This is a genomic window from Saccharospirillum alexandrii (genome assembly GCF_004000275.1).
Taxonomy (GTDB): domain Bacteria; phylum Pseudomonadota; class Gammaproteobacteria; order Pseudomonadales; family Natronospirillaceae; genus Saccharospirillum; species Saccharospirillum alexandrii.
On the sequence record NZ_RCIP01000004.1, the window covers coordinates 316,028 to 340,784 of the forward strand.

General features: G+C 56.3%; 26 protein-coding genes and 1 other RNA gene. 17 read left to right on the forward strand and 10 right to left on the reverse strand.

Going from position 1 to position 24,757, the window contains the following annotated elements:
- Window positions 1-32: 32 nt before the first annotated feature.
- Both EP166_RS17355 and EP166_RS17360 read left to right on the forward strand, forming a co-directional pair.
- On the forward strand, window positions 33-797 hold the full coding sequence (locus EP166_RS17355; protein ID WP_127559406.1) for an AAA family ATPase: 765 nt from the start codon (window positions 33-35) through the stop codon (window positions 795-797).
- 322 nt (window positions 798-1,119) lie between these two features.
- A complete protein-coding gene (locus EP166_RS17360) occupies window positions 1,120-2,001 on the forward strand; it encodes a hypothetical protein (RefSeq protein ID WP_127559408.1) in 882 nt (293 codons plus the stop codon).
- Window positions 2,002-2,082: 81 nt separating this feature from the next.
- On the opposite strand, the gene pepP is transcribed toward EP166_RS17360, so the two are convergent.
- Both pepP and EP166_RS17370 read right to left on the reverse strand, forming a co-directional pair.
- Window positions 2,083-3,417, reverse strand: coding sequence for a Xaa-Pro aminopeptidase (gene pepP / locus EP166_RS17365; RefSeq protein ID WP_127559410.1), 1,335 nt, complete (start codon window positions 3,415-3,417; stop codon window positions 2,083-2,085).
- Window positions 3,418-3,482: 65 nt separating this feature from the next.
- Complete coding sequence (locus tag EP166_RS17370; protein ID WP_127559412.1) at window positions 3,483-4,091, reverse strand: UPF0149 family protein; 609 nt, start codon at window positions 4,089-4,091, stop codon at window positions 3,483-3,485.
- Between the two features lie 194 nt (window positions 4,092-4,285).
- On the opposite strand from EP166_RS17370, the gene EP166_RS17375 reads away from it, so the two are divergent.
- The 4 genes from EP166_RS17375 to EP166_RS17390 all read left to right on the forward strand — a co-directional run bounded on the left by EP166_RS17375 (window position 4,286) and on the right by EP166_RS17390 (window position 5,762).
- Complete coding sequence (locus EP166_RS17375; RefSeq protein ID WP_127559414.1) at window positions 4,286-4,495, forward strand: TIGR02449 family protein; 210 nt, start codon at window positions 4,286-4,288, stop codon at window positions 4,493-4,495.
- Window positions 4,492-4,809 carry a cell division protein ZapA gene (locus tag EP166_RS17380; RefSeq protein WP_127559416.1) on the forward strand — a complete coding sequence of 106 codons (318 nt, stop codon included), beginning with the start codon at window positions 4,492-4,494 and terminating at the stop codon, window positions 4,807-4,809. Before EP166_RS17375 ends, EP166_RS17380 begins: the two co-directional genes overlap by 4 nt.
- A gap of 149 nt (window positions 4,810-4,958) precedes the next feature.
- A non-coding RNA gene (gene ssrS / locus EP166_RS17385) (6S RNA) lies at window positions 4,959-5,137 on the forward strand.
- A gap of 22 nt (window positions 5,138-5,159) precedes the next feature.
- Window positions 5,160-5,762 (forward strand): 5-formyltetrahydrofolate cyclo-ligase, encoded by a 603-nt coding sequence (locus tag EP166_RS17390; protein WP_127559418.1) that lies wholly within the window; start codon window positions 5,160-5,162, stop codon window positions 5,760-5,762.
- A 37-nt stretch (window positions 5,763-5,799) separates the two neighbouring features.
- Here the strand turns inward: EP166_RS17390 and EP166_RS21185 are convergent, their stop codons facing one another.
- Window positions 5,800-5,961 (reverse strand): hypothetical protein, encoded by a 162-nt coding sequence (locus EP166_RS21185; RefSeq protein WP_164743999.1) that lies wholly within the window; start codon window positions 5,959-5,961, stop codon window positions 5,800-5,802.
- A gap of 213 nt (window positions 5,962-6,174) precedes the next feature.
- Here EP166_RS21185 and EP166_RS17395 point away from each other — a divergent pair, with 213 nt between their 5' ends.
- Together EP166_RS17395 and EP166_RS17400 are read left to right on the forward strand one after the other, a co-directional pair.
- Window positions 6,175-6,624, forward strand: coding sequence for an EVE domain-containing protein (locus tag EP166_RS17395; protein WP_127559420.1), 450 nt, complete (start codon window positions 6,175-6,177; stop codon window positions 6,622-6,624).
- Window positions 6,625-6,706: 82 nt separating this feature from the next.
- Window positions 6,707-7,198 (forward strand): Crp/Fnr family transcriptional regulator, encoded by a 492-nt coding sequence (locus EP166_RS17400; protein ID WP_127559422.1) that lies wholly within the window; start codon window positions 6,707-6,709, stop codon window positions 7,196-7,198.
- 6 nt (window positions 7,199-7,204) lie between these two features.
- On the opposite strand, the gene EP166_RS17405 is transcribed toward EP166_RS17400, so the two are convergent.
- Complete coding sequence (locus EP166_RS17405; RefSeq protein ID WP_127559424.1) at window positions 7,205-7,957, reverse strand: YdcF family protein; 753 nt, start codon at window positions 7,955-7,957, stop codon at window positions 7,205-7,207.
- A gap of 285 nt (window positions 7,958-8,242) precedes the next feature.
- Here EP166_RS17405 and EP166_RS17410 point away from each other — a divergent pair, with 285 nt between their 5' ends.
- Window positions 8,243-9,616 carry an MATE family efflux transporter gene (locus EP166_RS17410; RefSeq protein WP_127559426.1) on the forward strand — a complete coding sequence of 458 codons (1,374 nt, stop codon included), beginning with the start codon at window positions 8,243-8,245 and terminating at the stop codon, window positions 9,614-9,616.
- 86 nt (window positions 9,617-9,702) lie between these two features.
- Here the strand turns inward: EP166_RS17410 and EP166_RS17415 are convergent, their stop codons facing one another.
- Window positions 9,703-11,214 (reverse strand): ATP-binding cassette domain-containing protein, encoded by a 1,512-nt coding sequence (locus tag EP166_RS17415; RefSeq protein ID WP_164744000.1) that lies wholly within the window; start codon window positions 11,212-11,214, stop codon window positions 9,703-9,705.
- 313 nt (window positions 11,215-11,527) lie between these two features.
- On the opposite strand from EP166_RS17415, the gene gdhA reads away from it, so the two are divergent.
- Entirely contained in the window at window positions 11,528-12,877 is a 1,350-nt protein-coding gene (gene gdhA, locus EP166_RS17420; RefSeq protein WP_127559429.1) for an NADP-specific glutamate dehydrogenase, read from the forward strand.
- A 4-nt stretch (window positions 12,878-12,881) separates the two neighbouring features.
- On the opposite strand, the gene EP166_RS17425 is transcribed toward gdhA, so the two are convergent.
- The gene (locus tag EP166_RS17425) at window positions 12,882-15,470 is read right to left on the reverse strand and encodes a PEP/pyruvate-binding domain-containing protein (RefSeq protein WP_127559431.1); all 2,589 of its coding nucleotides are present in this window, start codon (window positions 15,468-15,470) and stop codon (window positions 12,882-12,884) included.
- Window positions 15,471-15,896 (reverse strand): fosfomycin resistance glutathione transferase, encoded by a 426-nt coding sequence (fos, locus tag EP166_RS17430; protein ID WP_127559433.1) that lies wholly within the window; start codon window positions 15,894-15,896, stop codon window positions 15,471-15,473.
- Window positions 15,897-15,986: 90 nt separating this feature from the next.
- On the opposite strand from fos, the gene EP166_RS17435 reads away from it, so the two are divergent.
- Together EP166_RS17435 and EP166_RS17440 are read left to right on the forward strand one after the other, a co-directional pair.
- Complete coding sequence (locus EP166_RS17435; protein WP_220432619.1) at window positions 15,987-16,400, forward strand: DUF6958 family protein; 414 nt, start codon at window positions 15,987-15,989, stop codon at window positions 16,398-16,400.
- A 103-nt stretch (window positions 16,401-16,503) separates the two neighbouring features.
- Window positions 16,504-17,361 carry an AraC family transcriptional regulator gene (locus EP166_RS17440; RefSeq protein WP_127559435.1) on the forward strand — a complete coding sequence of 286 codons (858 nt, stop codon included), beginning with the start codon at window positions 16,504-16,506 and terminating at the stop codon, window positions 17,359-17,361.
- Here EP166_RS17440 and EP166_RS17445 read toward each other — a convergent pair.
- Window positions 17,323-17,916, reverse strand: coding sequence for a LysE family translocator (locus EP166_RS17445; RefSeq protein ID WP_127559437.1), 594 nt, complete (start codon window positions 17,914-17,916; stop codon window positions 17,323-17,325). The genes EP166_RS17440 and EP166_RS17445 overlap by 39 nt on opposite strands.
- A 126-nt stretch (window positions 17,917-18,042) precedes the next feature.
- Window positions 18,043-18,942, reverse strand: a complete 900-nt coding sequence (locus EP166_RS17450; RefSeq protein WP_127559439.1) for an NAD(P)/FAD-dependent oxidoreductase — start codon at window positions 18,940-18,942, stop codon at window positions 18,043-18,045.
- A 117-nt stretch (window positions 18,943-19,059) separates the two neighbouring features.
- Between EP166_RS17450 and EP166_RS17455 the strand changes: the two genes are divergently transcribed.
- The 5 genes from EP166_RS17455 to EP166_RS17475 all read left to right on the forward strand — a co-directional run bounded on the left by EP166_RS17455 (window position 19,060) and on the right by EP166_RS17475 (window position 22,221).
- Window positions 19,060-19,473, forward strand: coding sequence for an Rrf2 family transcriptional regulator (locus EP166_RS17455; RefSeq protein ID WP_127559441.1), 414 nt, complete (start codon window positions 19,060-19,062; stop codon window positions 19,471-19,473).
- Between the two features lie 113 nt (window positions 19,474-19,586).
- Complete coding sequence (locus EP166_RS17460) at window positions 19,587-20,015, forward strand: hypothetical protein (RefSeq protein ID WP_127559442.1); 429 nt, start codon at window positions 19,587-19,589, stop codon at window positions 20,013-20,015.
- Window positions 20,016-20,363: 348 nt separating this feature from the next.
- Window positions 20,364-20,777 carry a GFA family protein gene (locus EP166_RS17465; RefSeq protein ID WP_127559444.1) on the forward strand — a complete coding sequence of 138 codons (414 nt, stop codon included), beginning with the start codon at window positions 20,364-20,366 and terminating at the stop codon, window positions 20,775-20,777.
- A 136-nt stretch (window positions 20,778-20,913) separates the two neighbouring features.
- On the forward strand, window positions 20,914-21,267 hold the full coding sequence (locus EP166_RS17470) for a PA2779 family protein (RefSeq protein ID WP_127559446.1): 354 nt from the start codon (window positions 20,914-20,916) through the stop codon (window positions 21,265-21,267).
- Window positions 21,268-21,276: 9 nt separating this feature from the next.
- Window positions 21,277-22,221 carry a PA2778 family cysteine peptidase gene (locus EP166_RS17475; protein WP_164744001.1) on the forward strand — a complete coding sequence of 315 codons (945 nt, stop codon included), beginning with the start codon at window positions 21,277-21,279 and terminating at the stop codon, window positions 22,219-22,221.
- A gap of 12 nt (window positions 22,222-22,233) precedes the next feature.
- Here the strand turns inward: EP166_RS17475 and EP166_RS17480 are convergent, their stop codons facing one another.
- Window positions 22,234-24,660 carry a GH116 family glycosyl hydrolase gene (locus EP166_RS17480; RefSeq protein ID WP_127559451.1) on the reverse strand — a complete coding sequence of 809 codons (2,427 nt, stop codon included), beginning with the start codon at window positions 24,658-24,660 and terminating at the stop codon, window positions 22,234-22,236.
- Between the last annotated feature and the right edge of the window lie 97 nt (window positions 24,661-24,757).

Sequence of the window (24,757 nt, forward strand, 5' to 3'; positions counted from 1 at the left end):
TGACCACAGGACTGACCACCGGGTGACAAACCATGGAAGCGCTTCCGTACTTGCGAGAAATTGTGCTGAAACGAGATCAGATAGACGATTTCGGCAGATACCCCTTTTCGATCCCCGCTGTGAGAGAGCTGGACGCTCTCGAGTTTGCCCCTGACGTAACGTTCTTTGTTGGCGAGAACGGCAGTGGCAAGTCTACACTGATGGAAGCCATTGCCGTTGCGCTAGGCTTTAATGCCGAAGGCGGCACGAAAAACTTCAACTTCGACACCCGCGCATCGCATTCCTCGCTGCACCAGTACCTGAGAACCGTCAAATCCTATCAGCGGCCCAGAGATGGCTTCTTCCTAAGGGCAGAAAGCTATTTCAACCTCGCCACCAACATCGAAGAACTGGACCAGAACGACCCCGACAGTCTTTGGCCACCGCCGCCGCCTGTGATCGACTATTATGGCGGCGTATCGCTCCACGAGCAGTCACACGGTGAATCCTTTCTCGCCCTAATGCTGCACCGCTTCGGCGGTAAGGGGCTCTACCTGCTCGATGAACCGGAAGCGGCCCTGTCACCGACCCGACAGCTGGCAGTATTAAGCCGTATGCACCAATTGGTCGGGGATTCCTCTCAGTTCATCATTGCAACCCACTCGCCCATACTGCTCGCCTACCCGGGTGCCTGGATATACCAGATTGACAATACCGGTATCAGCCGCGTGAATTATGAGGATACCGAGCACTACGCGGTTACCAGAGCGTTTTTGAATAACCCGGAAAGATTGTTGGAAGAGATTTTTCAGGAATGAGAGATTCAGTTACATAACCGAAAGGATAATAACCGAGAGTTCTTTCCACTTTTGTCATTCTTGCCCATCATGAAATTTGTGTACTCACGTAATCCACCAATGCTTCATATTAGAGTATTAGATTTTCCAGTTTGTACAGAAATCCGACACTTCATTGACTGAAAAAATTCGTTGGTCTCGGTGACATTCACGAGTTACCTATTGATATATTTTGAAACATTAGTTAACGGAATTCATTCGGTTATCGACTAATAATCAGCCTGGGGTCCGAGTGTGCTGTCCGTGACTCATTCTGTACAGTCGATACTAAGGAAGACATGGAATGAATACGATGAAATCATTGATAGTGATATCTATGGGCATACTGCTCGTCGCTTGCGGAGGGGGTGGCGATGGTGATGGTGATAGTAGCAGTTCCGGGTATTCTGGAAAGACGTCAGCGGCAACGGTTGATGACTCGAACAATACCGCTGTCGCCAAGGGGGTGCATGTCGCCTCCAAACAGGCCGTCAGTACTGAAGAGGGCGGTGGTGCTTTGCGCTCGTTGTTTGTGCCTGACTCTCCCCGCGACATACTGATTGAGCAAAGCCTTAGTGATTCGCAATCGCTGCTTGCCCGAAACACGACGAGTGGCGATTATTCTCAATTTTGTAATGGGGGTGGTTCGGCATCCTATACCCTAACGACTTCGCAGAATGGTGAGTCGGGTGAGTTTACCTATAACTATAATAACTGTACCTATACGTATGGAGAGTATTCCATAACCTACGATGGCAGCATGTACTACGAGTATGATAACAATGGTAATTACTGGCTGTGGGAATATGACCTTACCGTCTCTACGAATTACATGGGAAGTTATACGTTAACGTCCTCATACGAATGTTCCGGTGACCTGGGGTTGGGCAGCTGTACTGTGTCTGAGAACTTCAGTGATGATGGTGTTTCCTATCGGGTAACCGATGTGTCATTCAGCAGCTCAGGCAGTGATTTTGATTTTACAGCGAAGATATACCACGAAGACTACGGATACGTTGAGATCGTAGCGACTGACTTGGTGTTGTGTGACAACGGCGGCTTTTCAAGCGGTAGCATCGTTGTGACCGACTCGTCATCTACCGATGTACTAACGTTAACCTATTCCGGCTGTGATGCCCCGGTGGTAGTAACCTACAATGGGACAACGTTTAACGTGAATCAATAGCGGCAGCGGCTATATGATGTGTTCATAACTATTAAAAAAAGCCCGCGCTACGCGGGCTTTTTTTGTGTTAAACAGGCACACTCAAAACAAACTGCTCTGCCCACCCTTCATCAGCGCTTCAATATCCGCCGGGTCTTTGACCACATCCTGGGTCAGCACTTCACAGCCGTCTTTAGTCACTACCACGTCGTCTTCAATGCGCACACCAATGCCGCGCCAGCGTTCTTCAACGTTGGTGTTGTGCGGTGAGATGTATAGCCCGGGTTCGATGGTCATCACCATGCCGGGTTCCATGACGCGCCATTCGCCACCGACTTTGTAGTCGCCCACATCGTGCACATCCATGCCCAGCCAGTGGCCGGTCTTGTGCATGAAGAAGGGGGCATAGGCGTTGCTGCTGATCAGGTCGTCGACATTGCCGTCGAGCAAGCCCAATTCGACCAGACCCTCAACCAGAACACGCACCGTGGCTTCGTGTGGGGCGATCCAGGGTTGGCCGGGGCGCACGGCTTCGATGCTGGCGTACTGGGCTTTCAGCACCAGGTCGTAAATGGCCCGCTGTTCGGTGCTGAAGTGGCCGTTGGCAGGGAAGGTGCGGGTGATGTCGGAGGCGTAATATTCCAGCTCGCAGCCAGCGTCGATCAGCACCAGGTCGCCGTCCTGAATTTTGGCGGTGTTTTCAATGTAGTGCAGGATGCAGGCGTTGTCGCCGCTGCCAACAATGGCCGGGTAGGCAGGCCAGGGGCTGCCGGCCATCATGCATTCGTGCTCGATTTCGGCTTGGAGCTGGTATTCCATCATGCCGGGTTTGCAGGCTTTCATGGCGCGGGTGTGAGCCCGGGCGCTGATTTTAGCCGCTTCGCGCATGATGGCGATTTCCTGTTTCGATTTGAACAGGCGCAGGTCGTGCAGCAAGTGCGACATGTCTGAGAAGTCTTCCGGCGGTTGGGCACCGGTACGAACCTTGGCGCGAATCTGGTTGACCCAGGTCATCAGCTGGTGGTCGAAGTCGCCATCGACTCCCATTTGCGAATAGACGCGGCTGCGGCCTTCCATCAGGCCTGGCAGAATGTCGTCGATGTCGTCGATGGGAAAGGCATCGTCGGCCTGGAATTGTTCCACTGCACCATCGGGGCCGGCGCGGTAGCCGTCCCAGATCTCCCGGGCCGGGTCTTTATCGCGCACAAACAGCACGTATTCGCCCTGTTCGCGACCGGGCATCAGCACCAGTACGGCGTCTGGTTCACGAAAGCCAGTGAGGTACATGAAGTCGCTGTTCTGGCGAAAGCGGTGGTGGACGTCATTGTTGCGAATGGTTTCCGTAGCGGACGGCAAAATGGCAATGCTGTTGTCGGCCATCTGTTCCATCAAACGCTTGCGCCGTTCGGCAAATTCCGCCGGGCTGATGTGTTTCATGCGGTCGTCCTCAGGGTCTGTCTTTCCAATAGAGTTAGCGTATTTTTTCGGCAAGCGTGCCCGGGTCAGTGAACGACCGGGGGTTCGTCGTCGCTGGCGGCGTTGGCGTTGTATTCCAGAAACAGGGTGAGTACGCCCAGACGAACGTGTTCGCTGATTGCCAGGAAGTCGGCCTCGGCTTGGTCGCCTTCGTCATATTCGGTATCGACCTGGGCAATCGCCGACAAGTCTTCCAATACCTCTTCTACGGCTTCGGGCAGGGCTTGGCCTTCCGCCACAACGCCCACCGAGCCAAAGGCACCCAGGAAGCTACCGCTCCAGTCGCTGAGCGCATCGAGGCGTTCATCGAGCGGAGCTTCGTCGGTAGGCAGTAGCAGGGTAAAGCCAAGGCCCGTGTCTTCGAGTGACTGCAGAGTCCACACATAGAGGCCTTTCAAAATAATGTGGTGGCCTTCGGTGACGGTTTCCGTCGGGGCCAGTAGCTCCAGCGCCCAGTGCACCCAATCTTCGCTGCTCATGCGGTGGCCGGCGGCCAGAATGCCCGCCAGAGAGGCATGCAGCGAGGTTGGGGTTTGGCCGGTACCCAGGCGTCGAAACAGCTCGGCGAGGTCTTCGTAGGCCATTTCAGGGGCTTCAGGGCGGGCTTCGGGGTGTTTTGCTGACGAGTCGGACATGAAGTCTCCAATCGGAGGGCCAGGAGGGGGTGGCCCAGAGAATGCGCGGGTCCGGGTCCAGTCCGGACATACTTTTTACCTGGTACATTTTACCTAAAAAACATGCTATCACAGCCCAGGCTGTGACCGCAGTCGTTGACCGTTACCAAGCCGCGTTTATATAGTAGGCCCCCGTAAACAATGCTGGCCTGCCTATGTCTGAACCAACCCTGAAGAGTCTGGAACACAAACTGGACGCCTTGCTCGACCAGTTTCAGCGCCTGGAGCAGGAAAATCAGCTGCTAAAAGCCGAACGGTCGGCCTGGCAAGCCGAGCGCGCCAAACTGATCAAACAGAACGAGCTGGCCCGAGACCGGGTCGAAGCGATGATAGTGCGCTTGCGGGCCATGGAGCAATCGGAATGAGCAATGTACAGACCCTGACCGTCACCATTCTAGACCGCGAATACCGCGTCGCCTGCCCGGAAGGCCAGGAGCCCAAGCTGGAAGAAGCCGCGCGGGCGCTGGACCGCAAAATGAAAGAAATTCGCGTGACCGGCAAAGTGTTCGGCATTGAGCGCATCGCGGTGATGGCGGCATTGAACCTGACCCGGGAGTTGCTCGATACCACCCCGGTGGCCGCTCACGATCAGGACACCCTGGCACGGCTTGAGCAGAAAATCAGCCAGGTATTGCCCGAGCAGATCAGCATTGCGATGGATCTGGATGAGGATGATTGAGGGTAACTTCATCATGCGAAAAATTTTCGATCAGCGTTGTGGGGCCCGGGAGCGCGTCCCAGGCGAGCCGGGCGTTTCAAAGTGATCGGGAAGTGAATAAATCGTATCTGTCAAGACTGTCATTCGCCGCATTTTCATTATAATCCGAGTCATCCCTGGGCTATGCGCCAGCTATGCAAAGTCCTCGAGCCGATAATTTTTACCCAGGTGTTTCTTAGCTGGTAATGTGAGCATGTCCGCTTGTCGGAAAGCCTAATTTATCACGAGGGACGCCGCCTTGAACTCTACGGTTCAAGGTCTCTCATGGCAGCGGTAGTCTGGGGATACCCGTTTTTTGGAGTCTGTTTCGGATGACTCAGCCCGACCCTGAAATAGCTCATCAGAAGCGTGCTTTGCGCAAAGAACTGCGCACTCGCCGGCGCGCCCTGTCACCAATCGAACAGCACCTGGCTGCTGTAGGCCTGGTCCGTCAGGTTCGCCACCACCCCGATTACCCCCGCGCTCGCCGCATTGCCCTGTACTGGGCGAACGATGGTGAAATCAATCTCGACCCGCTCACCCTGCAGTTGAAGGCCGATGGAAAGTCTCTGTTTCTACCGGTGCTTAATCCTCTCGACCCGGTACGTCCGCACCTCTGGTTTTGCCATTGGCACCCGGGCGAGCCGATGCGTCCCAACCGGTTCGGTATTCCGGAACCGGCCAAACCGGAACGCATTCCCACCTGGACGCTCGATTGGGTGCTGATGCCGTTGGTGGGGTTTGATGCCGCCGGGGGCCGGCTGGGCATGGGCGGTGGCTTTTACGACAGAACCTTCGCACAGGAAGGACGCTGGCCACAGCAACCGCAACGCCTGGGCGTAGCGCATGAGTGCCAGTGTGTAGAGGCGATTCCCCAGGAAGGGTGGGACCTGCCCCTGGCGGCGGTGATCACCGACCAAGGGATCTACAGGTAGCCTGGGCCGTGTAGCATCTGGCCTGAAGCCAGAGCGATTATTGGCGGTTGAGCTCGGTTCCTAACAGGATACCGGACGCCTTGGCATTCACATCATTGATGCGTTCGCGATTGTCTCCCTTCGACATGCCGCTCAGGGTCAGTCCTAACCCGAGGATCAGCGCCAGCATGACCAGAATATCCGGTTTACTGCGTTTCATAGTGGCTTTCTTTTTTTTCGTTGATGTTGGTTAGCCGGTTTTTACCGGTCTGTTTTCACCGGCCTCGACACCGGTGGTACTGCGTTCTACTGTGATACAGCGCGAATTCTGACGCGCTGTCAGAATCGTGGCGAAGTATCTGTCAACTAATGTGACAAATCTGTGATAAAAATCAAAGTATTTTATTCTTAAAATGCACAAACGGACAAAAAGATGGCAAATTGGCTGCTAAAGACCGAACCGGATGTCTTTTCCATCGACGATCTGGCCGCTGCTGGCAAGCAGGGTGAACCCTGGAACGGCATTCGCAATTACCAGGCCCGGAACTTTTTGCGGGACATGACACCGGGTGACCGGGTACTGATCTACCATTCATCCTGTGCCGAGCCCGGCATTGTCGGCGAGGGCGAGGTGATCAGTGCACCCGCCCCCGATCCGGATGCCCTGAACCCGGAGTCACCCTATTACGACCCGAAAAGCTCGGCCGACAACAACCGCTGGTCGGTGGTGCAGGTTCGCTATGTCAGGCACTGGCCCGGGGTGCTCAGCCTGAAATCCCTGAAAGCCATGCCGGAGCTTGAAAATATGGCCCTGCTGCGCCAGGCCCGGTTGTCGGTAAGCCCGGTAACGGATGCAGAATGGCAGCATCTTGAACAGCGATAACCCCGGTGTGACCAGGCGCACCGAATGCAGCCGCGGGGTATGGTTTACTGTGGCAACACACAGCGGGGCAAACTAAGCAGGTATGGATAAGTTAAAGCCCGTCAACTACTCCAGCCTCGCGGTCGCCGAACTGATCGACCAGACGACCTGGGCGAATGATTTTACCTGGGAAGAAATCAAAATCCTCGGTGCCTACTTCACCGCTTACGAAGTCGATAAAGGCACCGTTATTTTCTACGAGGGTGCCCGGGCCGATTATATGGGGTTGATCGTAAAAGGCCGGGTGCGCATCAGTAAAACCGGCGCTGATCATTCCGTGATTCCGCTGGTGGTGCTCTCGGAATCCCAGACCTTCGGCGAGCAATCGCTGATCGACGGCGAACCGCGCTCCGGCCTGGCCGAGGCCATGGAACCCACCACCTTTGTGATCACCAAGCGCCACCAGCTGTTCACCATGGCCAAAGAAGAGCCAGACCTGGCGTTTCGGGTGCTGTGGAAAGTCTCTCACCTGCTGAGCCAGCGACTGCGTCACACCAGTTTCAAGCTGGTGGATGCTCCCGGCAGCAAAGTTTAGTTGTATCTACAACCAACGATACGCGAGCATCCCCAGATATTCATGCAGCGCCAGGCTGCTCTGGTGCAGCGCCAGGCTGGACGGTAGCCAGCCCATACCCGGGGCGCTGAAGTACTGGGTCATGGCCGTGGGGGCGGCCGTTACGGTCAGGCCGCTTTGTTCAAACACCTGAACCGAGCGGGGCATGTGAAAGCCCTCGGTGACCAGCAGAATATGGTCAATGCCCGCCTCTTCCAGCAACGCAGCACTGAAGTCCGCATTTTCCCGCGTGGTGCGGCTTTGTTCCTCCCGCCAGCGGGCGTCGACCTGAAAGCTGAAGTCCAGCTCGTTGGCCATGGCGGCGGCTAAGGTCGTTGCATCGTCCCCGAATACCGACCCGCCGGATACCAGAATGGGAAGCCCCGTTTCCCGATGCAAAAAAGCACCGTAACGCAGACGTAGCAAGGTGTGATCCTGACTGACCGGAAAGCCAAATTCGCGCGCGGAATCATCAATACCACCGGCCAGAATGACGATGGCCTCAGCCTCTGTGGATTCACGCTGCGCTTGGCTCAACACGGGGTGGTGCGCTTCCAGCGAGCGCATCAGTGTTGTGCTGACCGTGGGTGACGACAATAGCCACAGGCTGGCCAGGGAGATTACCGCCAGGGTGCGGGCCAGCACAGGGCGCCTGCGCCAGAGCAGAATGGCCAGCAGAGCCACCAGTATCGAGATCATCGGTGGCAGAGCCAGGGTTTTTAGAAAATAGCGCAGAATCATTCGTCGTCCCTGATAGAAAACTGTGTGATTGCGAGGCTAACAACGACTGCGCCTGCTGGACGGCATGGCGTCGCGTTGCCACTTTAGCGACATTGCTGCGATAACAGAAGCTTCGGTCTGGAGGAGACTTTGTCCCCACACAGCATATCCGTTGGCAGTCGGTAGTGGCCCGGTGCCAGTCAATACCAATGTAATGTCTGCACTCGGTTACCTTTGTCACGATTCAGCGGGAGTCTTGCGTGATAACATCGCTGGCCTTTATCTGTTCGATGAGCACGCTTTCCCATGACCCGCACCAACCATGCCCTGACCAGCGCTGTCTTACCCACCTTCTACCGGCTGTGGATACCTTCCATGTTGGGCCTGTTGGCGCTATCGACTGCCAATATTGTTGACGGTCTTTTTATCGGCAACTACGTTGGCGCCACCGCATTGGCCGCGGTTAATCTCATCATACCCTTCTTCGGCATTCTGTTCGGCCTCGTCTTCATGCTCGCCATGGGCGGCGCTGTGCGTGCCGGCAAGTACATCGGCGAAGGCGACTATGCCGCGGCCAGCGGTATTTTTTCCAAAACGCTGATGGCCGTCGTCGCTCTGGCAGCGACAGTGACCGCGTTAGCGCTGGTGTTTGAAACGACGTTGCTGCGTGGCTTGGGCGCCACCGACGAAGTTCTGCCACTGATGCAAACCTATTTTCGCATCACCATGGGCTTTGTTTGGGCGCAACTGTTAACCGTCACCCTTTACTTTTTTGTCCGCCTCGACGGCTACCCGGCTCTGGCTGCCGTTGCGCTCGCCATCGGCTCTGCCATCAACATCGGTTTGGACTATCTGTTCATTGCCTACTTGAACCAGGGTATTGCTGGCGCGGCCTGGGCTACCGGTATTTCGCAAACCATACCCTTATTGGTGTTGTGCAGTTATTTCCTGTTTCGCAAACGACACCTGTACTTCAAATGGCAACAAAAAGGCTGGCAAGAGCTGTTTCAGTCTGCTTTCAACGGTTTGTCGGAGTTTGTGAACGAAGTATCGGGCTCCATCATTGCGCTGGTGCTCAACTGGCTGTTCGTATTGCGCTACGGTATCGAAGGCGTCGCGGCGTTCACCGTCCTGAACTATCTGCTGGTGATCGGCATGATGATGGTGTTTTCCATTGGCGATGCCGGTGGCGTATTCGTAAGCCAGAACTTCGGAGCCCGCTCACTGGAGCGAATTCGACGCTTTCTGTTAGTAAGTGCGGCGAATGCCATGCTGATTGCCTTGATTTTTGTCGGTTTGCTGGTCGGTTTTACCGAACAACTGGTGACGGTGTTTTTGCAGGAAGATGAATCCAGCGTCATCGCACTGGCTGTCGAATTAGTGAGCTGGATTTGGCCGGTGTTTCTGGTGAACGGTTTGACGATGATCGTCACCTCTTATCTCACCGCACTGCATTTGCCGGTGGCGTCAGCACTGATTGCCATGAGCAGAGGCCTGATTTTGCCAGCAGTGCTATTGGTCAGCTTCTTCGTGCTGCTGCCAGAACAGCCGTTTATCGTTGCCATCCCCTTGGCCGAATGGCTGACCTTCGGTTTGGCGTTATTCTTCTTATGGCGGTACTTTCCGAATACGACGTTGTTTGAGCGCACTGGCCAATCAGATATCACCCGTGCCACTTAACCTTTTATGAGCGCGGATGTTTGCGCCCGCAGCGCTTGATTCTGTGCGGGCGCGATTTTTTGAGAAAGATCCTACGGGTCTGGTCATTACCCTAATGTTGTTACTCTGTTGATTGTCCAGCCGGAGTTCGTTCTTGCTGATGGGTCTTTGGGCGCATCGCTCACGCTCGGCGTGAGGGGCTCATTGGGCTCGAAAATGAGCCGGGTTTTGATCAGCGCCGGGTGTTCATCCTCGCGGTGGCTGACAAACAGCAATGTGGTCGGGCCAGTATCCAGGATGCGCTCCATGGCGGCCAGCACCCGAAAGCGATTAACGTCGTCCAGGCCCTGGGTCGGCTCGTCGAGAATCAGTAAAGGTGGCTGTTTGATCAATGCCCGGGCGATCAGCACGAGGCGTTGCTCGCCGGTCGAGAGGCTGCGAAAGGCATCGCCAGCGCGGTGATCCAGCCCCAGCAGTTCAAGCCACTGGTGGGCCAGGTGGGCTTCTTCGGCACCGGTGTTGGTGTAGACCCCGATCGAATCGGTCAGGCCGGAGACCACGGCCGTAATCACATTGCCCGCAACGCGGTAATCCCGGTGCAAGGCGCCGGATACCAGCCCCAGGTGTTTTTTGATGTCCCAGATGGTTTCACCGCGGCCACGGCGATAGCCGAAAACGGTCAGGTGGTTGGCGTAACACTGCGGGTGGTCGCCACTGACCAGGCTCAGCAGCGTCGACTTGCCACAGCCATTGGGACCGATGATCTGGGTGTGCTCGCCCGGCATCAGTTGCCAGTTCAGGCCCTCGAACTGAACGCCGGTGGCGTATTCCACCTTGCCGTTCTGTAAATCGACCAGCGGCTGATCGGCGGGCCAGTCGGGCAGTTGAAAGTCTGACTGACGCGGTGGCAGGGTAAGCACATCGGCGCGGGTGAAGGCGAGGGCGGCCTGCCAGTCCGGGTGGGCCTGAACCTCATCGGCAACACCGTTCAGCACCAGCCTACCGCGATCCAGCAAGGCCAGATGGCTGGCCCAAGCGGGAATGTCCTGGCGCTGGTTGATCAGCAGCATCAACCACTGGCCCTGTTCGGCGAGCAGTCCGAGTGCCCGTTCAAGATCGTGTCTCGCCTTCGGGTCGAGCCCTTCATAGGGTTCATCGAGCAGCAGTAAATCCGGCTGCTCCAGCACAGCCCGGGCCAGCATGACTTTGCGACCTTCACCGGAACTGAGCAAGCGGTAACCGCGATCCAGCAAACCGCTCATGCCCAGGCTGTTCACCAGTTCATCGTGTCGGGCCGACCAGGGGGCGATTTCCTCCATCAGAGCACGCACCGGGGTACCGGGATCAATGTGATCGGTCAGGTCGTTCTCATCCCGGTAAAGCTCTCGTTCGTACAACGCCTGCTGGTTTTCCAGCGATAGCCAATGCACTCGCTTCGGCCGATCTATTAACGTTCCTGCCGCTGGCTGCAGGTCATCACACAGCAATCGCGCCAGCGTACTCTTGCCGCTGCCATTGCCACCCAGCACTACCCAGCGCTCGCCGGGTTCCAGCCTCCAGTCGGTCAGGTGCAAGGCAGGCCCTTTGGCCGCCGTGACGGTGAGGTGTTCAAACTGCATGCCGATACCCGCATTATTGTGAAGGGGGATTACGCTAGGCGCAGCCAGTGCTGTGATCAAGGTCATCTTTGCCAAGAGGGTGTTGCAGATTGTGATTCAATGGCGACGTACGGGTGCTCCGTTCACGCTCAAGCGACGTACGTGATGGAGGTGGAGAGAAAGCATTGTGCGGGATACTGCGTTCGGGCTGCTTTGCCGCCCGGGTCAATTGCGCTTTGAATCACCCCTGTGGTGCAATGCCCTGTCGATTCACCCTATTCTCAACGGCACTCAGGGTGCCGAACAGAAACCAACACCTAGCTGGAGAGTCTTGATGTCTGCTCGTTTGGACGAAAAACTGGATTTGATCTACCGGGATGTACTGCACCGCAACCCGGGCGAAGAAGAGTTTCATCAAGCGGTTCAGGAGGTTCTGGAAACGCTGGGGCCGGTGATGAGCAAGTACCCGGAGTTTGTCGACCGTAAGGTCATTCAGCGCATCTGTGAGCCGGAACGGCAGATCATTTTTCGAGTGCCCTGGCAGGACGATAACGGCGAATTTCACATTAACCGGGCGTTTCGGGTGGAGTTCAACTCGGCGCTGGGGCCTTACAAGGGCGGCATGCGGTTTCACCCCTCGGTGTACCTCGGCATCATCAAGTTTCTGGGGTTCGAGCAGATCTTTAAGAATGCACTGTCCAATATGCCCATCGGCGGTGGTAAAGGCGGCAGCGATTTTGACCCTAAAGGCAAGTCGGACGATGAAGTCATGCGCTTTTGCCAGAGTCTGATGACCGAGTTGTACCGCCATCTGGGTGAAAATACCGATGTGCCCGCCGGTGATATCGGCGTTGGCAAACGCGAAATCGGCTACCTGTTCGGCCAGTACAAACGCATTACCAACCGCTATGAATCCGGCGTGCTGACCGGAAAAGGGCTCGATTGGGGCGGCATTCTGGCGCGCAATGAAGCGACCGGGTATGGCCTGGTTTACTTCGTCGATGAAATGCTGAAGGCCAAAAAAGACAGTCTGGATGGCAAGACTGTCGTGGTCTCCGGTTCGGGCAACGTGGCCATTTACGCCATCGAAAAAGCCACGCAGCTGGGTGCCAAAGTGATTGCTTGTTCCGATTCCAGTGGCGTTGTCGTCGACGAAGAAGGCATTGACCTCGATCTGGTTAAGCAGTTGAAGGAAGTGGAGCGTCGCCGTCTGAGTGCCTATACCGAAACCCGCACCAGCGCCAAATACAGTGAGAACGGGGATATCTGGAGCGTTGCGTGCGACGTTGCCTTGCCCTGTGCGACCCAGAATGAGTTGAACGGGAAAGATGCCAAGACACTGGTCGAAAACGGCGTGGTGGTCGTCGCCGAAGGCGCGAATATGCCTACCACACCGGAAGCGGCGCGCATCTTTGCAGAGGCAGGCATTGCCTTTGGACCCGGCAAGGCGGCCAATGCGGGTGGGGTTGCCACCAGCGCGCTGGAAATGCAGCAGAACGCGAGCCGCGACTGCTGGACCTTCGAGCACACGGAGTCCCGCTTGCACCAGATCATGGTCGATATTCACAAGTCGGCCTATGAGACCGCCGATGAGTTTGGCTCGCCCGGTAACTACGTGGCCGGCGCCAACATCGCCGGCTTCCTGAAAGTCGCCCGTGCCATGGATGCGATGGGTCTGGTTTAACCCGTCATGTCGGCCACCAGCACAGGCAGCGTTGAGTGACGACATCCGACACCAGGCGCAGCGGCGATGCGCCTGCGTCTATGACCTTAACGCAGCGCGCGACGGCTTCATCCCGGCCCGCCTCGCTGTCTTCCGGGTGGGCCAGGCCGGGGAGTTCTGTTAGCAGATCCAGTTGAACCCGCTGGTCTGACCCGTGCGGGAAAAGCGCGACGTAGCCCGTCTGGTTTTCCACCAGATCCATAAAGAAGTGCGAGCCATAAGACAGCTCGGGCACCAGTCCACGCCCAAGGTCGGCCACCTCGACCAGAACCGTCACCCGGTGGATATCCGAGAACCGCACGGGCACGCCCAGTTCCGGGCTGCTGGCCCCCCAGCGGCCGGGGCCGATCAGCAGCACCCGGTCGTCGGGTTCAAGGTGCCGGTTCCAGTCTCCGATCAGTCGGGCAACCGACTGCTTTTGCGATTGAGAGAGCGGTGCGTAGGCTTCTGCGTCTACCCAGAGAACGCGGTTGAAGGTCCAGTCCATGGTGCCGCCCATAACCTGCCCTTGGGTCTGAAATAGCACCCGTTCATCCGGAACTGACTGGGGGAACTCTACCGCGCGCTCTGCCCCCAGAGTCCCGAGTGGGCGGCACTGCACCAGGTTGATATGGGGCGTACCCTGATCGTCGAGCCTCAGCGTGAATTCGGTATCCACCGGTTGGCCATAAGCCTGTTCCAGCCGCTGCAGACAGCGTTGCAGTTGGGTAACGAAGGCTGTCTGGTTCAGCAAGGCCTGAAACGTCAGTCGCCAGATCGGGCTGGTCAGGTTCAGTTCCCGGGCGCGTTGGCTGGCATCCCGGTCGACTTCAGCCAGGTGATCAAACGGCAGGTCGGTCGCCTCCGCCGCAAGGCGTTGCAATGGCACGGTGGTCAGTCCAGTGCCGGTGATATCCAGTACATCCACCTGATGTTGTGAATGCCGGTAGCGTTCTTCCTGGTTCCGGTAAGGCTGCTTGCTCGGTTGATCCAGGGCGATCATGGCGGCGTGATCACCGCTGATGCGATCCACCGCCCGGGTGCCCAACCCCATCACCAGGCGAACCATGCCGGCGCCCGGGTCCATACTTTCATCCCAGACGTAGGCGTTACGGGATACCGCGACTCCGGCAGCATCGGGCAGGTAATAGGATGCGTGGTAGCAGCCATTGACGCGTTGAATCAACAAGGCCATGGATTCTTCCTGGCCGAGCAGCCCCCGTTGTTCCCGGTAGTGCAGGGCGTCATGATTGAAAGCTGACGCATAGACGGTGAGAATTGCCTGTTCGAGCGCCGCCAGCCGTTCGTCCGGGCTGCCCTGGTTAACCAGAAACACGCTCTCGTATTTGCCAGCAAAGGCGTTGCCAAAACCGTCTTCCAGCACGCTGCTGGAGCGAACCATGATCGGGTATTGACCATAGTAGTCGAGCAGGCGTTCCAGCCCCTGGCGAATTTCCGTCGGGAAAGTGCCCTTTAGTATGGCGTTACGCAAGGCCGGTGCGTCACGGTAGACACCCGTGGCGGTTCGCTTCTGCATGATGTGCCGCCAGCAGTCGTTGTGCACCAGAAACGAGTAAAACGCATCGGCGCCCAGGTGCCAGGAATCGTGTGGGTCGAGGCTGTTTGCGGTTAACTCGGGCTCATCGCGAGCCAGAATCGCCCGGGCGAGCACCATGCCCACGGCCTTGCCGCCAATATAACCGCTGCCGATCAACCGCTGACGAAGGCCGACCAGATCGGCCAGAGACAGGTAGGCTCGCGCCAGCGACAGCATGCGTGGCTGGCGCGCGATCAGCACGGTCAGAATCCGCTCTTTGAGGGCGTCGTCTTCGCCCGCTTCGGCCAGGCGTTGCTCGGCCTGAACAAAGAGTGTGTCCCAGTAATCGAGTGTAAGGCGGTGGCTGTCGGCAGTGTTTTGTTGAGCGATGGCTGCTTGCAAGGCGGTGGCCGTGGCGCTGTCTCGCACCGGTTCGAAGCGATCGTCTTGGTGCCAGAGGTGTGGCAGAAACAGGGTCGGGCGGTGACGTTTCCAGACTTTTACCGGCTGAAGTTGGCGGGATGACTCGTGATGATGGATATCGACCAGTACCTGGGTTGTCTGGCGAATGCGCGCCACCGTGGCACGCGAGTGGCGCCGGGAATTCAGGGCGAAATAGGCGACGGTGTCCAGTTCATAAAGGTAGGGGCACACCACTTGAAAAAAATGGCCGACCATGGTGTCGGTGGCCCAGGCATCGAGCAGTTCCGAGAGACTGTCGAACACGTAAAAGGCGCCGGGGCCGTAATCGGTAATCAACTGCCAGACACGCTGGGTGAACGACTCGAAGCCGCCTTTCGCCTCGACCGACACCACCCGGACACCAGGCCCGGCTTCAAGCAGTGGCGCCTGTTGCCCAAAACGCACGTAGATGAGGTCACGGTGTTGTGTGACCGCGGCTTTGGCAAAAAGTGTGGTCAAGCGCCGGTAGTCATCGAGGTCGCTGACTCGCCAGACGACGTTGTCGCCAATGCGCAGGTCATCGAGCAGACGGTCGAGCGGGTGTAGGCCGGTGGAAACCCTGGGGTGGTTCGTCATTCAATCGCCTTCTTCCGGAGCAAACAGCTCCAGCCCATCGTACGGATGCGCGTTCAATGCCGCCAGGCGACTGGCCAGATCGCCACTGTGTATCTCCAGCTTGTGCCCGTCCGGGTCCAGAAAATAGAGCGACTCGCCTTCGCTTTTGTTGTCTTTCCAGACCGTGGCTTTGTGCTGGCAAATGGCGTCAGCACGCGTTTCAAACGCCTTGGGGTCAACTGAGAAGGCCAGGTGCGTATAGTCAGGGCGTGGGCCGGGCTGGGTTTGGGTGTCGAGCGACAGGCAGATCCAGTCGTTACCCGCTTCAAGGTAAGCGCCTCTGGTCCACTTCGCGACCGGTTTTAACCCCACGACCGTTACGTAAAAATCGAATGACCGTTCAAGGTCGCTGACGGCCAGAGTTACGTGGTTAATGCCGGTGATCATGCAGGGCTCCTGTGGCTAAAAGGAAGAAGGCTCAGGGTAACTGAAAAATGAATCGAAGGTGTTTCAGAGGCTGCTTTATAAATATCTGTCATGGGTGTCGAATTCAAGAGCGGTTGTTCGACTATTCAGGGCAGCGACAAAAGTAAGCTATGGTTCTGCGTGCCTGTTAGTAACTCACACGACGGAGAGCATCAGATGGTCAGCGGTCCCGAAAAGGTAGCAATGGAAAACATCAACAGCCCCGGTCACGTTGTGCGGGTGGATAAACGCAAATATGAGGCGATGAAGACAGCGCTGCTGGCGGTGATGCCAAACACTGAACCTGGGTTGACCGTTGCCGAGCTCAAGGAACAACTGTTGCCGCTGCTACCCGAAGACCTGTTCCCGGGTGGCGACAAAGCGGGTTGGTGGCTGAAGGGCGTGCAGCTGGACCTTGAAGCCAAGGCCATTATCGTTCGGGAGCATACGAAACCGCTCAGGCTGCATTTAAATGACGAGTCTTAGGTCGTTTATCCGAGGGTCTGCTTGCCCGTTCTGGAACAGAGTTGCTATTGTCGTGAAGCAAGCCGACTACATTCTCGGCCATTAACTCAGAGTAAATCAGGCCATGACACATCCAAACCAACCTCTGTTCTGGCGAGATTCGCGCATGCCCCACGTGGAATTGCGCAAAGTCGATGATGGCCGCAAGGTGTGTTACGCGCCGCACAGTCATACCCACTGGTCTCTGGGTGCCATCACCGCGGGTGAGAGCACGTTTCACTACCGCGATGATCGTTACCACATCCATGCCGGGAATCTGGTGCTGATGAACCCGGAGTGGGTGCACGCCTGCAATCCCATCGAAGATCGGCCCTGGGCCTACCTGATGCTGTATGTCGATGCCGACTGGCTTACACATTTGCGATACGCAGCAGGGTTGCTCGAAATGCCATGTTGGCAAGACATTCGCACCCCGGTTATCGTGGACGCCGTCTGGTATGAAGGCTATTGCCGCATGGCCAATTGCTTGCTGGACCCGGAGCGAACCCTGCTGGATAAACAGACGGAAGTGGTCGAGTACCTCTCTGCACTGATGCACGAGCTTGCCGGCCAGTCAGCCCGACCCCTATCAAAAACACCTGTCATCCTGCGGGAATTGGCCACCTATCTGGACGGTCACGCGGTGGAAGAGATTTCGCTCGATGACCTGTGTGACCGATCAGGCTACAGCCCTGGCCATCTCATTCGTGCCTTCAAACAGCATTTTGGGCTAACGCCCCATGCGTATCTGATCAATCGTCGGATCCAACTGGGCCAACGCGAACTGAAAGATGGAACACCCATCGCCGAGGCAGCGCTGAATGCCGGTTTTAACGATCAGCCGCACTTCCAGCGCACCTTCAAACGTCTTGTAGCCGCCACCCCGAAACAGTATCGCCAGTCATCACTCAACCAGCAGGTAGACGCAGCTGGCAGCGAGTAATACCGCCAGAGTTCGGTTGATCGCGATCAGCACTCCCGGGCGATGAACGTAACGGCGCAGAAACGCCCCAGCGTAAACCCAGCTCCCCAGCGACAACCAGCAGATCGGAAGATATAGCAGGGCGAACAGAATGATCTGCTGCAGATTATCCCCGCTGGTGTAAGCCCCGATACCCGAAGCCGAAGCCAGCCAGGCCTTGGGGTTCAGCCACTGCATCAGCGCGCCTGTCATAAAGCCGGGCGCTTCACTATTACCCCCTTCCGGCAACCGACCATCGTCCCGAAACAGCCGAATACTCAAATAGAGCAGAAAAGCGATACCGGCCCAGCGCAGCGCTTCCTGCAACCCCGGAACGACCGCCAGCATAGAATAGAGCCCCAGCCCGACGGCGATAAACAGGGCAATAAACCCCAGACTGGCACCGGTGACGAACACCAGCCCCCGTCTGAGCGGGTAGCGGGTGCCGCTGGTGAGACACACTAGATTTACCGGCCCCGGTGAAATTGAGGCGGCCAGCGCAAACGCTGACATTGGCAGAATCGTGGAAAGGCTCATTGCTGTTCTCCTGGTTGGCAATGGCTGCAGTCTGCTATGGCGGTGGGTCAGGGTATTGCACAAAATTGAGGTGAGTATTCATTGGCAGTAATCCCCGGACTCAGTAAAGAACTGATGTTGATTCTGTTAGGCGTCAAATATCAGCGACCGGTGAACCGCCACGCCTGCCATGGTGCCCGATGCGATGGCGAAGGTGCCGTTTTGCATGGGGTTGGATAGATCGCCCGCTACGTAAATGCCTTTAACTGAACTTTCTTTCATCCCATCCACTTTAACGATAGGCCCCAGGGGTGTTTCCTCTATCTCCAGTTTCAGTCGTTCGATCAACGGCGAGGTCAGAGTAATTCTCGGGCCTACATACAAGCCTTGAATGAGGGCTGTACGGCCATTCGCCAACCGCACTCCTTCCACTTCCACACCGTCGCCCAGAACCTCGACAACCGGTGAGTGTTCGAGGGTAACGCCGCGTGTCAGCAGGTGCTTAAGCGTTTCGCCTTCTGGCTTGAACTGACCCTGAGTAAAGAGCGTGGTTGCGCCCCAGTCGGGAATCATGGCGGCCTGGTGAAATGACATCTCGCTGGTGGCCAGTACGCCGAGGGCACGATCGCTGAGTTCGTAGCCGTGGCAGTAGGGGCAATGAATCACGGTTTTGCCCCAGCGTTCCTGAACCCCGGGGATGTCGGGCAGTTTATCGGTGATGCCCATGGCGAGAATTACGCGCTTCGCCGCTAGGCTGTGGCCACCCTCAGTCGTTGCCTTGAAGCCATCGCCGGTTGCTTCTACTGCGTTCGCGCTGTCTTCCATTAATTCAAAGGTTGGATAAGCGCGTAACTGGGCCATCGCCGTAGCGCGAATCTCGGCGGGTGTTTTGCCATCGAGGCAAAAGATACCGTGGGAGGCGTCCGCATAGCGGTTGCGCGGTGAGTTGGCGTCAATCACAAGCACCGTTTTGCGTGCGCGCACCAGTTGCATGGCGGCAGCCAAACCCGCGAAACTTCCCCCGATTATGACCACATCAACGTTCATAGCGATTCCTCATCTACATCATGTAACTCATATTGTTACATCATGGAATGCGCAAGCGCAATACATGTAACATAAAAAGTTCCATGATAGGATAGTGGTTCGTTGAATAGGTGTATTATGAGAAAAGACAGCCGATTATCCCGGGTATTGCACGTGCTGGTGCATCTGGATGCCTTTGATTCCCCCGTTACTTCAGATGTGCTGGCCGAGATGCTCAGTACTAACCCGGTGGTGGTACGCCGCACCATGGCGTTGTTGCGCGACCAGGGTTATGTGCAGTCCGTTAAGGGGCACAGTGGTGGCTGGTCGTTAGCGAAGCCCCTCAGTGAACTCACCTTGTTGGATATTCACAGAGCGCTGGGCGACAATTCGATATTCACCATTGGCCTAACCGACGAACACACTCAGTGCCCAATAGAGCATGCGGTAAATGTCGCATTGAAGGATGTTATGAATGAGGCTGAAATGCTGATGCTCCAGCGTTTTGGCGAGATAACCCTGGATATTCTGGGGGCGCAGTTCAGGCAGTAATGGTGGCGGGATACCATTATCGCTCCGTGTGATAAGCAACCAGCAGTGTACATGAGTAGGCCTGATAGGAATGTGTTGGTGTATCGCAGATCGAGATAGTATGAGGGGGTGCTATGAATGAGGATAATCAGGAGCTGATCATGCTCTACGAATTTACGGGCACGAGGATAGCAGAGTTCAAATCACAGCAATGGGCGATCACAAATTATGGAGCGGTGATCTATGCCACTATTGTGTCCTCAAAAACACTGATTAAAAACATTTCAGTCTTGGAGACTGTGCTGTTAAACATCTTGACTCTGGTCGTCATGGTCATCGGTATTTGGCTCATTAACGGGTTCTCCGAGTCAATCAATGAACGCCAGAAATGCCTCGCCGAGCTTCGTAAAAAATTTGGTGAAGAGTTTATCTTTGTATGGAGTGGCGGGCATTCTGGTGTTGCAGAGGGGAAAGTAAAGCCAAAAACGGTTCTGAAAACGTTTCACCGACTTATTTTAGTGTTCGGGTTTATCGTGACCACGTTGCTGCTATGGCGAATCTAACGTGTCGTGGCTAATACGGTTAATGGCTGATTCCTATGGCAGTTATTGTTTGCCGCGCCTGTCATAGTCTGTGGCTTCAAGTGACCTGTTCTGCGAGGTGCGCGTCATAGTCTTGCTGCAGTTGTTGCCATCCGATTCAAGCGCATGCTTATTTACGGAAATAGCCAATGGAGTATAGTAAAGTCAAAGATTGGAGGTGCCTGTAGTCGAATTAAGGCTGAGGTGAGTCACCAAGGGACTGGAAAAGGGCTGCGGTTGAAATGTGTTTTCAACCGAGGAGCGCGGTGTGGAAATGAGCCGAGACGTAATACAGTGCCAAACCGTAACGATGAAAGTGGGAGAGCAATCATGTCAGCCAACAAACAGGCGGGTGCCTGCCTTTGCGGCAAGGTTCGAATCAATGCAACGCCCGATAAACTGCACCTGGTGGCTTGTCACTGTACCCAATGTCAGAACTGGGGCGGCGGACCCTTCTTATCGGTGGATTGCGGCGGCTCCGTGATCATTGAGGGTGAGGAATCTGTGGCCGTTTATGCGTCATCTCAGTGGGCTGAGCGGGGGTTCTGTCGTGAGTGCGGTACGCATTTGTTTTACCGCCTGAAAGGACAGGGTGATTACGCCATTCCGCTGGGGTTGTTTTCGGCTGAGGCCAACTGGGCCTTCAAACGACAGCTTTTTATTGATCAGAAGCCCGAGTGCTACTCGTTTGCTGAGCAGACCGAAAACCTGACCCGGGATGAAGCTTTTGAGCGTTATGCGTAGGGAGCCTCTGACCAACTCCGCCGAGAAACAGGAGCAAGTCGACGAGTGACCGGGGCCGCAAATCGGTGAAAAAATCAGGAAGGCCAGGTTACAACCTGCTAGAGTCACGTATACACATCAATATTAAGGGGTCTTCATGACGTTCAGAAGAGCATCTCGCCTGGTTACCGTTGTTTCTGTGATCACTACGCTGGTGGTGGGCAGTTTGGGGTCACAGTTGGCCGTGGCCGACATTGTGGGTACTGAAGCCCTGTTGCAGGAACAAAGCGGCACCGTTACCCGTGATGAACTGCAGTCCCTCATCGCCCGTGGGGATGTGCAGCAGAAGCTGATTGACTACGGCATTTCGCCCGAACAGGCTTCGGAGCGTGTTGCCGCACTGACCGAGGCTGAATTGCTGCAACTGTCCCAACACATTGATGATGAACCTGCTGGCGGGTCTGTCACGCTGATCCTGCTGATTATCATACTGATTATTCTACTGCGCTAAGACGTGTCATTGCGGCAAGCAGGCTGGTCGCTGGTAATAGCGGCCAGCTTTTTAACCGGGTGCGCCACCGGCACGCTGCAGTATGAGCAGTTATCAGCCGAGCCTGCTGTTACCGGCCTGACCGATCAGGTGCTTCTGCACGAAATCCCCTTCTTCCCTCAGGAAGCTTACCAATGCGGACCGGCCAGCCTGGCGATGTTGATGAGCCATCAGGGTAAATCGGTACAGCCCAGTGAGCTGGTGGATCAGGTTTTTATTGAATCCCGTCAGGGCAGTTTGAAGGCCGAAATGCAGGCGGCGACCCGTCGTCAGGGGTTACTCCCCTATGTGCACGATACCCGCTTTTCTACGTTGCTTGAGCAACTGGACGCAGGGCACCCCGTCCTCGTGTTTCAGAACCTCGGATTTGGTTTTTATCCGGTCTGGCATTATGCCGTTGTCATTGGCTATGACCTTAACGAAGAAACCATGGTTTTGCATTCCGGTACTACAGCTGGGTTGGAGCGCGATTTCAAACGCTTCGAACTGGAATGGCGTGGTGGCGACTACTGGGCGATGACCATGCACCGGCCGGGTAAGTTTCCGCGCAATGCAGAACCGACCCCTTATCTGGAAGCCACCGCCGGGCTGGAGCAGGCCGGGCAGTTTGAGGCGGCCGCACTGGCATACCAGGCGGCTAGCGAGCGTTGGCCAGATCAATTGATCGCCTGGATGGGCCTGGGCAATGTTCGTTATCGTCAGCAGAAGTTTGAAGACGCTCAGCACGCTTACCAGCAAGCGCTCACGCTTAATGTCGATAGCGCGGCTGCGCACCACAATCTGGCCTGGGCGCTGATGCGTCAGCAGGATTTTGACGCGGCCTATGAGCCCGCCCGCACCGCCAACCGTCTGGCCGATGAACAGGGCGACCGCTACCGAAGTGCCTTACATGCCTGGCTGGAGAACCAGAAGTAAGCGTTTGTTAGGTTATTCGCTGTAAGGTCTGCGTCCAGCGCAGGCTAACCAGGCAATCGACAGCGGCCTCATGTTCAGCGGTGCACGAAATTGTCCGTCACCGTCCCAGGCGGCCGGCGTTCTGAATTGCAAACCGGATTGACCGTATTGGAAATTCGCCATCTGGTCGGCCAGAAACCGGGCTTTTTCTTTGAGACCATACTCCGCCAGCATGGCAACAAATACCCAGGCAGAGCCGACCAGCACCTCATTGACTTGCAGTTCCTCGCCTCCATCCCCGCCATAGCGATGTTGTCCGGGCTCAGCGACCAGCAGAGGGCCGAATCTGCCATGGTGGAATGCCTCAACGTTGTTTTCCCAAACGGTTTCCAGATGTCGCCGGATATTGGCGACCGGTAACAGGTCACCCAGCCCGGCGAGTCGGGCATAGAACACACCGATCAGCGCATCACATTGGGTTGCGTTACTGTATTTTCCTTCACTGTTGGTGCGATAGAAACGGCCTGCCCAGAGTTGTTCGAACCCGGCCTGGGCTTTGCCCAGTAAGGCGGAATAGGTGGCCGCTTTGTCCGGCGCTCCCTGGCTTTCCCAGAGCCTGGCCATTGTCGCCCAGGCGGCGATGACCCAGGAACTGGTGTAGGCCGAAAGGCCTCGCATATCGAGATTGTCCCAGGTGCTGTCGCCAAATTCCTGATGCACGGGTAGTGCGATATCAGGGTCGAGCTGTTTTTTGATGAAGTCGGCGAGTCCATCGAGCGTTTGGAGGTCGGTAGGCTCAATGGTTTTACCCACTAGTTGGCGATGCAGATAGTAACTGACGATAAAGGATGGGTTGTGGTCTTTCCAGACATTGGGGTCATCGCGCATCACATAGCCATTGAGTGCAACCCAGGGGTCTTCAGCTGGCGAACCCAGATCATGCGGTAGTTTGCCGGCAACCAGCATGGGTGCGATTGCGCCGGTGCGGTAGATTGGGCGATGTTGGTTCTGTTGCAATGTGGCGGTGTCCAGGTAGTCATCGAAGATGGATTGAGCAAGGTCTGGCCACAGTTTACTCAGTGCAGGGAAGGCGTAGACATAGAGGTCGAGCGTGTTGTAATAAAAATAGCCTGAATCGAAGCCTTCCAGCCAACCAAAATGGCTGTGATTGCGAAACGGTTGTTGCCCGGCCGTGAGAGGCCTGACCGGCTCATGAACCCAGGCGGCTGCACCGGCAGCAATCGACCAGTTTTCGTTCAGGATGGCGCCGGCTGTCCGGTTGGTCCATTCGTTTTTGGTTGACTGAATGTCAGCCAGCGTCTCGCGTTGCCAATCGTCAATTGAGCGAAGCCAGGCAGGCAAGTGCGTAAACGCCTCCTCGGCAATGGCTGCGCTCTGATGGCCGTCACGTCCAAATGCATCCGTGTAGGCGCGCCACCAGCGACGGCCCTGGCCAAACCGGACTTCGGGCCAATCGAAGGATAGGGCGAACGTCACACTTCCGGGTGCCGTGAACTCAGCGGACAGGGCACTGAGCAGGGGTTCGTGCCAGTGGGCCGTCCATTGAGTGGTGTCGTCATTAAAATACCCCGCTTCCAACCACTGATGTTCAAGCCATGCCAGTGTGTAGGGCTGCTCGGCGTAGGGCGTTCCGGTTTCGTTCTGGTTGGCTTTAACCGTCAGGTGAACGCTGAGTCGTCCGGTATCGGACTGCGCACTCAACCCCACTTCGCCACTGGCCATGGTCGAGTCGATGGCCTGGCGTCGATGGACAACGTGACAGCGCTGCGGGTCATGGTGCACCAGCTCGTTGATTTGTCCGGCATGGGTCTGATTGGGCCAGTGCTGGCCACTGCGCTGTGCAGTGGTTAACGGCATGACCGACCAGCCCATCAGATTGGGCCAGAATAACGCCACCGAAATAGACTCGACTTCCGTTTTCCAGTGTGTCAGGTCAACGCGCATCAGTGTTACGGGCAAGGCGCTGCCACTGCTGTCATCCGGTAACTGGGGTGACATCACTGTTACCCGAATGTCGGCGGGCAAGTGCTCAGAGTGCCAGTGCTCAAAGCTCATTGGGAATAACGCCTGATACCGGCGCTGGGTTTCGTCCAGTTCCTGCTCACCCGGGCCAACTCGCAGCTTGCGCAGATGCGAACGCCCGTTTTCAATCCAGCGCACAGCCAGGAACGCCGGATCCAGCGCCTCATGCAAATGAGCGCCTGGCTCCAGTTGCCATCGGTCAAAATGCCCGTTGAGACTGCGACTGAACATGGGGTTGCCAAGCCCGCCCATCAGGGGACCATTCAGAATGCCATCGTCATGGCTCCTCGGTTTGGCTTTTACCGGTTGAGTAAAAACCTGACCTGGCTGGATACAAAATCCGAAATCACTGGTTCTGCTGGCCAGTGAGGTTAGAGTTTCACCGAGCTGGTTATCGTTTTGGGTGGGTTTAGACACGGTTAGGCTCGTTATCAACGGTAGATAGCACCTAAAGTATATCAATAGTGAATGAATATGAAGGGTGACGACTTAAAAGAACAGAGTCGTGTTCTTA

Excerpts from the sequence above, each read along its gene's own strand:
- pepP (WP_127559410.1), bottom strand. The coding sequence starts at position 3,417 with ATGAAACACATCAGCCCGGCGGAATTTGCCGAACGGCGCAAGCGTTTG.
- EP166_RS17455 (WP_127559441.1), top strand. The coding sequence starts at position 19,060 with ATGAGAAAAGACAGCCGATTATCCCGGGTATTGCACGTGCTGGTGCAT.
- EP166_RS21185 (WP_164743999.1), bottom strand. The coding sequence starts at position 5,961 with ATGAAACGCAGTAAACCGGATATTCTGGTCATGCTGGCGCTGATCCTC.
- EP166_RS17405 (WP_127559424.1), bottom strand. The coding sequence starts at position 7,957 with ATGATTCTGCGCTATTTTCTAAAAACCCTGGCTCTGCCACCGATGATC.
- EP166_RS17355 (WP_127559406.1), top strand. The coding sequence starts at position 33 with ATGGAAGCGCTTCCGTACTTGCGAGAAATTGTGCTGAAACGAGATCAG.
- EP166_RS17440 (WP_127559435.1), top strand. The coding sequence starts at position 16,504 with ATGACACATCCAAACCAACCTCTGTTCTGGCGAGATTCGCGCATGCCC.
- EP166_RS17410 (WP_127559426.1), top strand. The coding sequence starts at position 8,243 with ATGACCCGCACCAACCATGCCCTGACCAGCGCTGTCTTACCCACCTTC.
- EP166_RS17445 (WP_127559437.1), bottom strand. The coding sequence starts at position 17,916 with ATGAGCCTTTCCACGATTCTGCCAATGTCAGCGTTTGCGCTGGCCGCC.
- EP166_RS17390 (WP_127559418.1), top strand. The coding sequence starts at position 5,160 with ATGACTCAGCCCGACCCTGAAATAGCTCATCAGAAGCGTGCTTTGCGC.
- EP166_RS17435 (WP_220432619.1), top strand. The coding sequence starts at position 15,987 with ATGGGTGTCGAATTCAAGAGCGGTTGTTCGACTATTCAGGGCAGCGAC.
- EP166_RS17460 (WP_127559442.1), top strand. The coding sequence starts at position 19,587 with ATGAATGAGGATAATCAGGAGCTGATCATGCTCTACGAATTTACGGGC.
- EP166_RS17465 (WP_127559444.1), top strand. The coding sequence starts at position 20,364 with ATGTCAGCCAACAAACAGGCGGGTGCCTGCCTTTGCGGCAAGGTTCGA.
- EP166_RS17415 (WP_164744000.1), bottom strand. The coding sequence starts at position 11,214 with ATGCAGTTTGAACACCTCACCGTCACGGCGGCCAAAGGGCCTGCCTTG.
- gdhA (WP_127559429.1), top strand. The coding sequence starts at position 11,528 with ATGTCTGCTCGTTTGGACGAAAAACTGGATTTGATCTACCGGGATGTA.
- EP166_RS17360 (WP_127559408.1), top strand. The coding sequence starts at position 1,120 with ATGAATACGATGAAATCATTGATAGTGATATCTATGGGCATACTGCTC.
- EP166_RS17395 (WP_127559420.1), top strand. The coding sequence starts at position 6,175 with ATGGCAAATTGGCTGCTAAAGACCGAACCGGATGTCTTTTCCATCGAC.
- fos (WP_127559433.1), bottom strand. The coding sequence starts at position 15,896 with ATGATCACCGGCATTAACCACGTAACTCTGGCCGTCAGCGACCTTGAA.
- EP166_RS17370 (WP_127559412.1), bottom strand. The coding sequence starts at position 4,091 with ATGTCCGACTCGTCAGCAAAACACCCCGAAGCCCGCCCTGAAGCCCCT.
- EP166_RS17425 (WP_127559431.1), bottom strand. The coding sequence starts at position 15,470 with ATGACGAACCACCCCAGGGTTTCCACCGGCCTACACCCGCTCGACCGT.
- EP166_RS17470 (WP_127559446.1), top strand. The coding sequence starts at position 20,914 with ATGACGTTCAGAAGAGCATCTCGCCTGGTTACCGTTGTTTCTGTGATC.
- EP166_RS17380 (WP_127559416.1), top strand. The coding sequence starts at position 4,492 with ATGAGCAATGTACAGACCCTGACCGTCACCATTCTAGACCGCGAATAC.
- EP166_RS17450 (WP_127559439.1), bottom strand. The coding sequence starts at position 18,942 with ATGAACGTTGATGTGGTCATAATCGGGGGAAGTTTCGCGGGTTTGGCT.
- EP166_RS17400 (WP_127559422.1), top strand. The coding sequence starts at position 6,707 with ATGGATAAGTTAAAGCCCGTCAACTACTCCAGCCTCGCGGTCGCCGAA.
- EP166_RS17375 (WP_127559414.1), top strand. The coding sequence starts at position 4,286 with ATGTCTGAACCAACCCTGAAGAGTCTGGAACACAAACTGGACGCCTTG.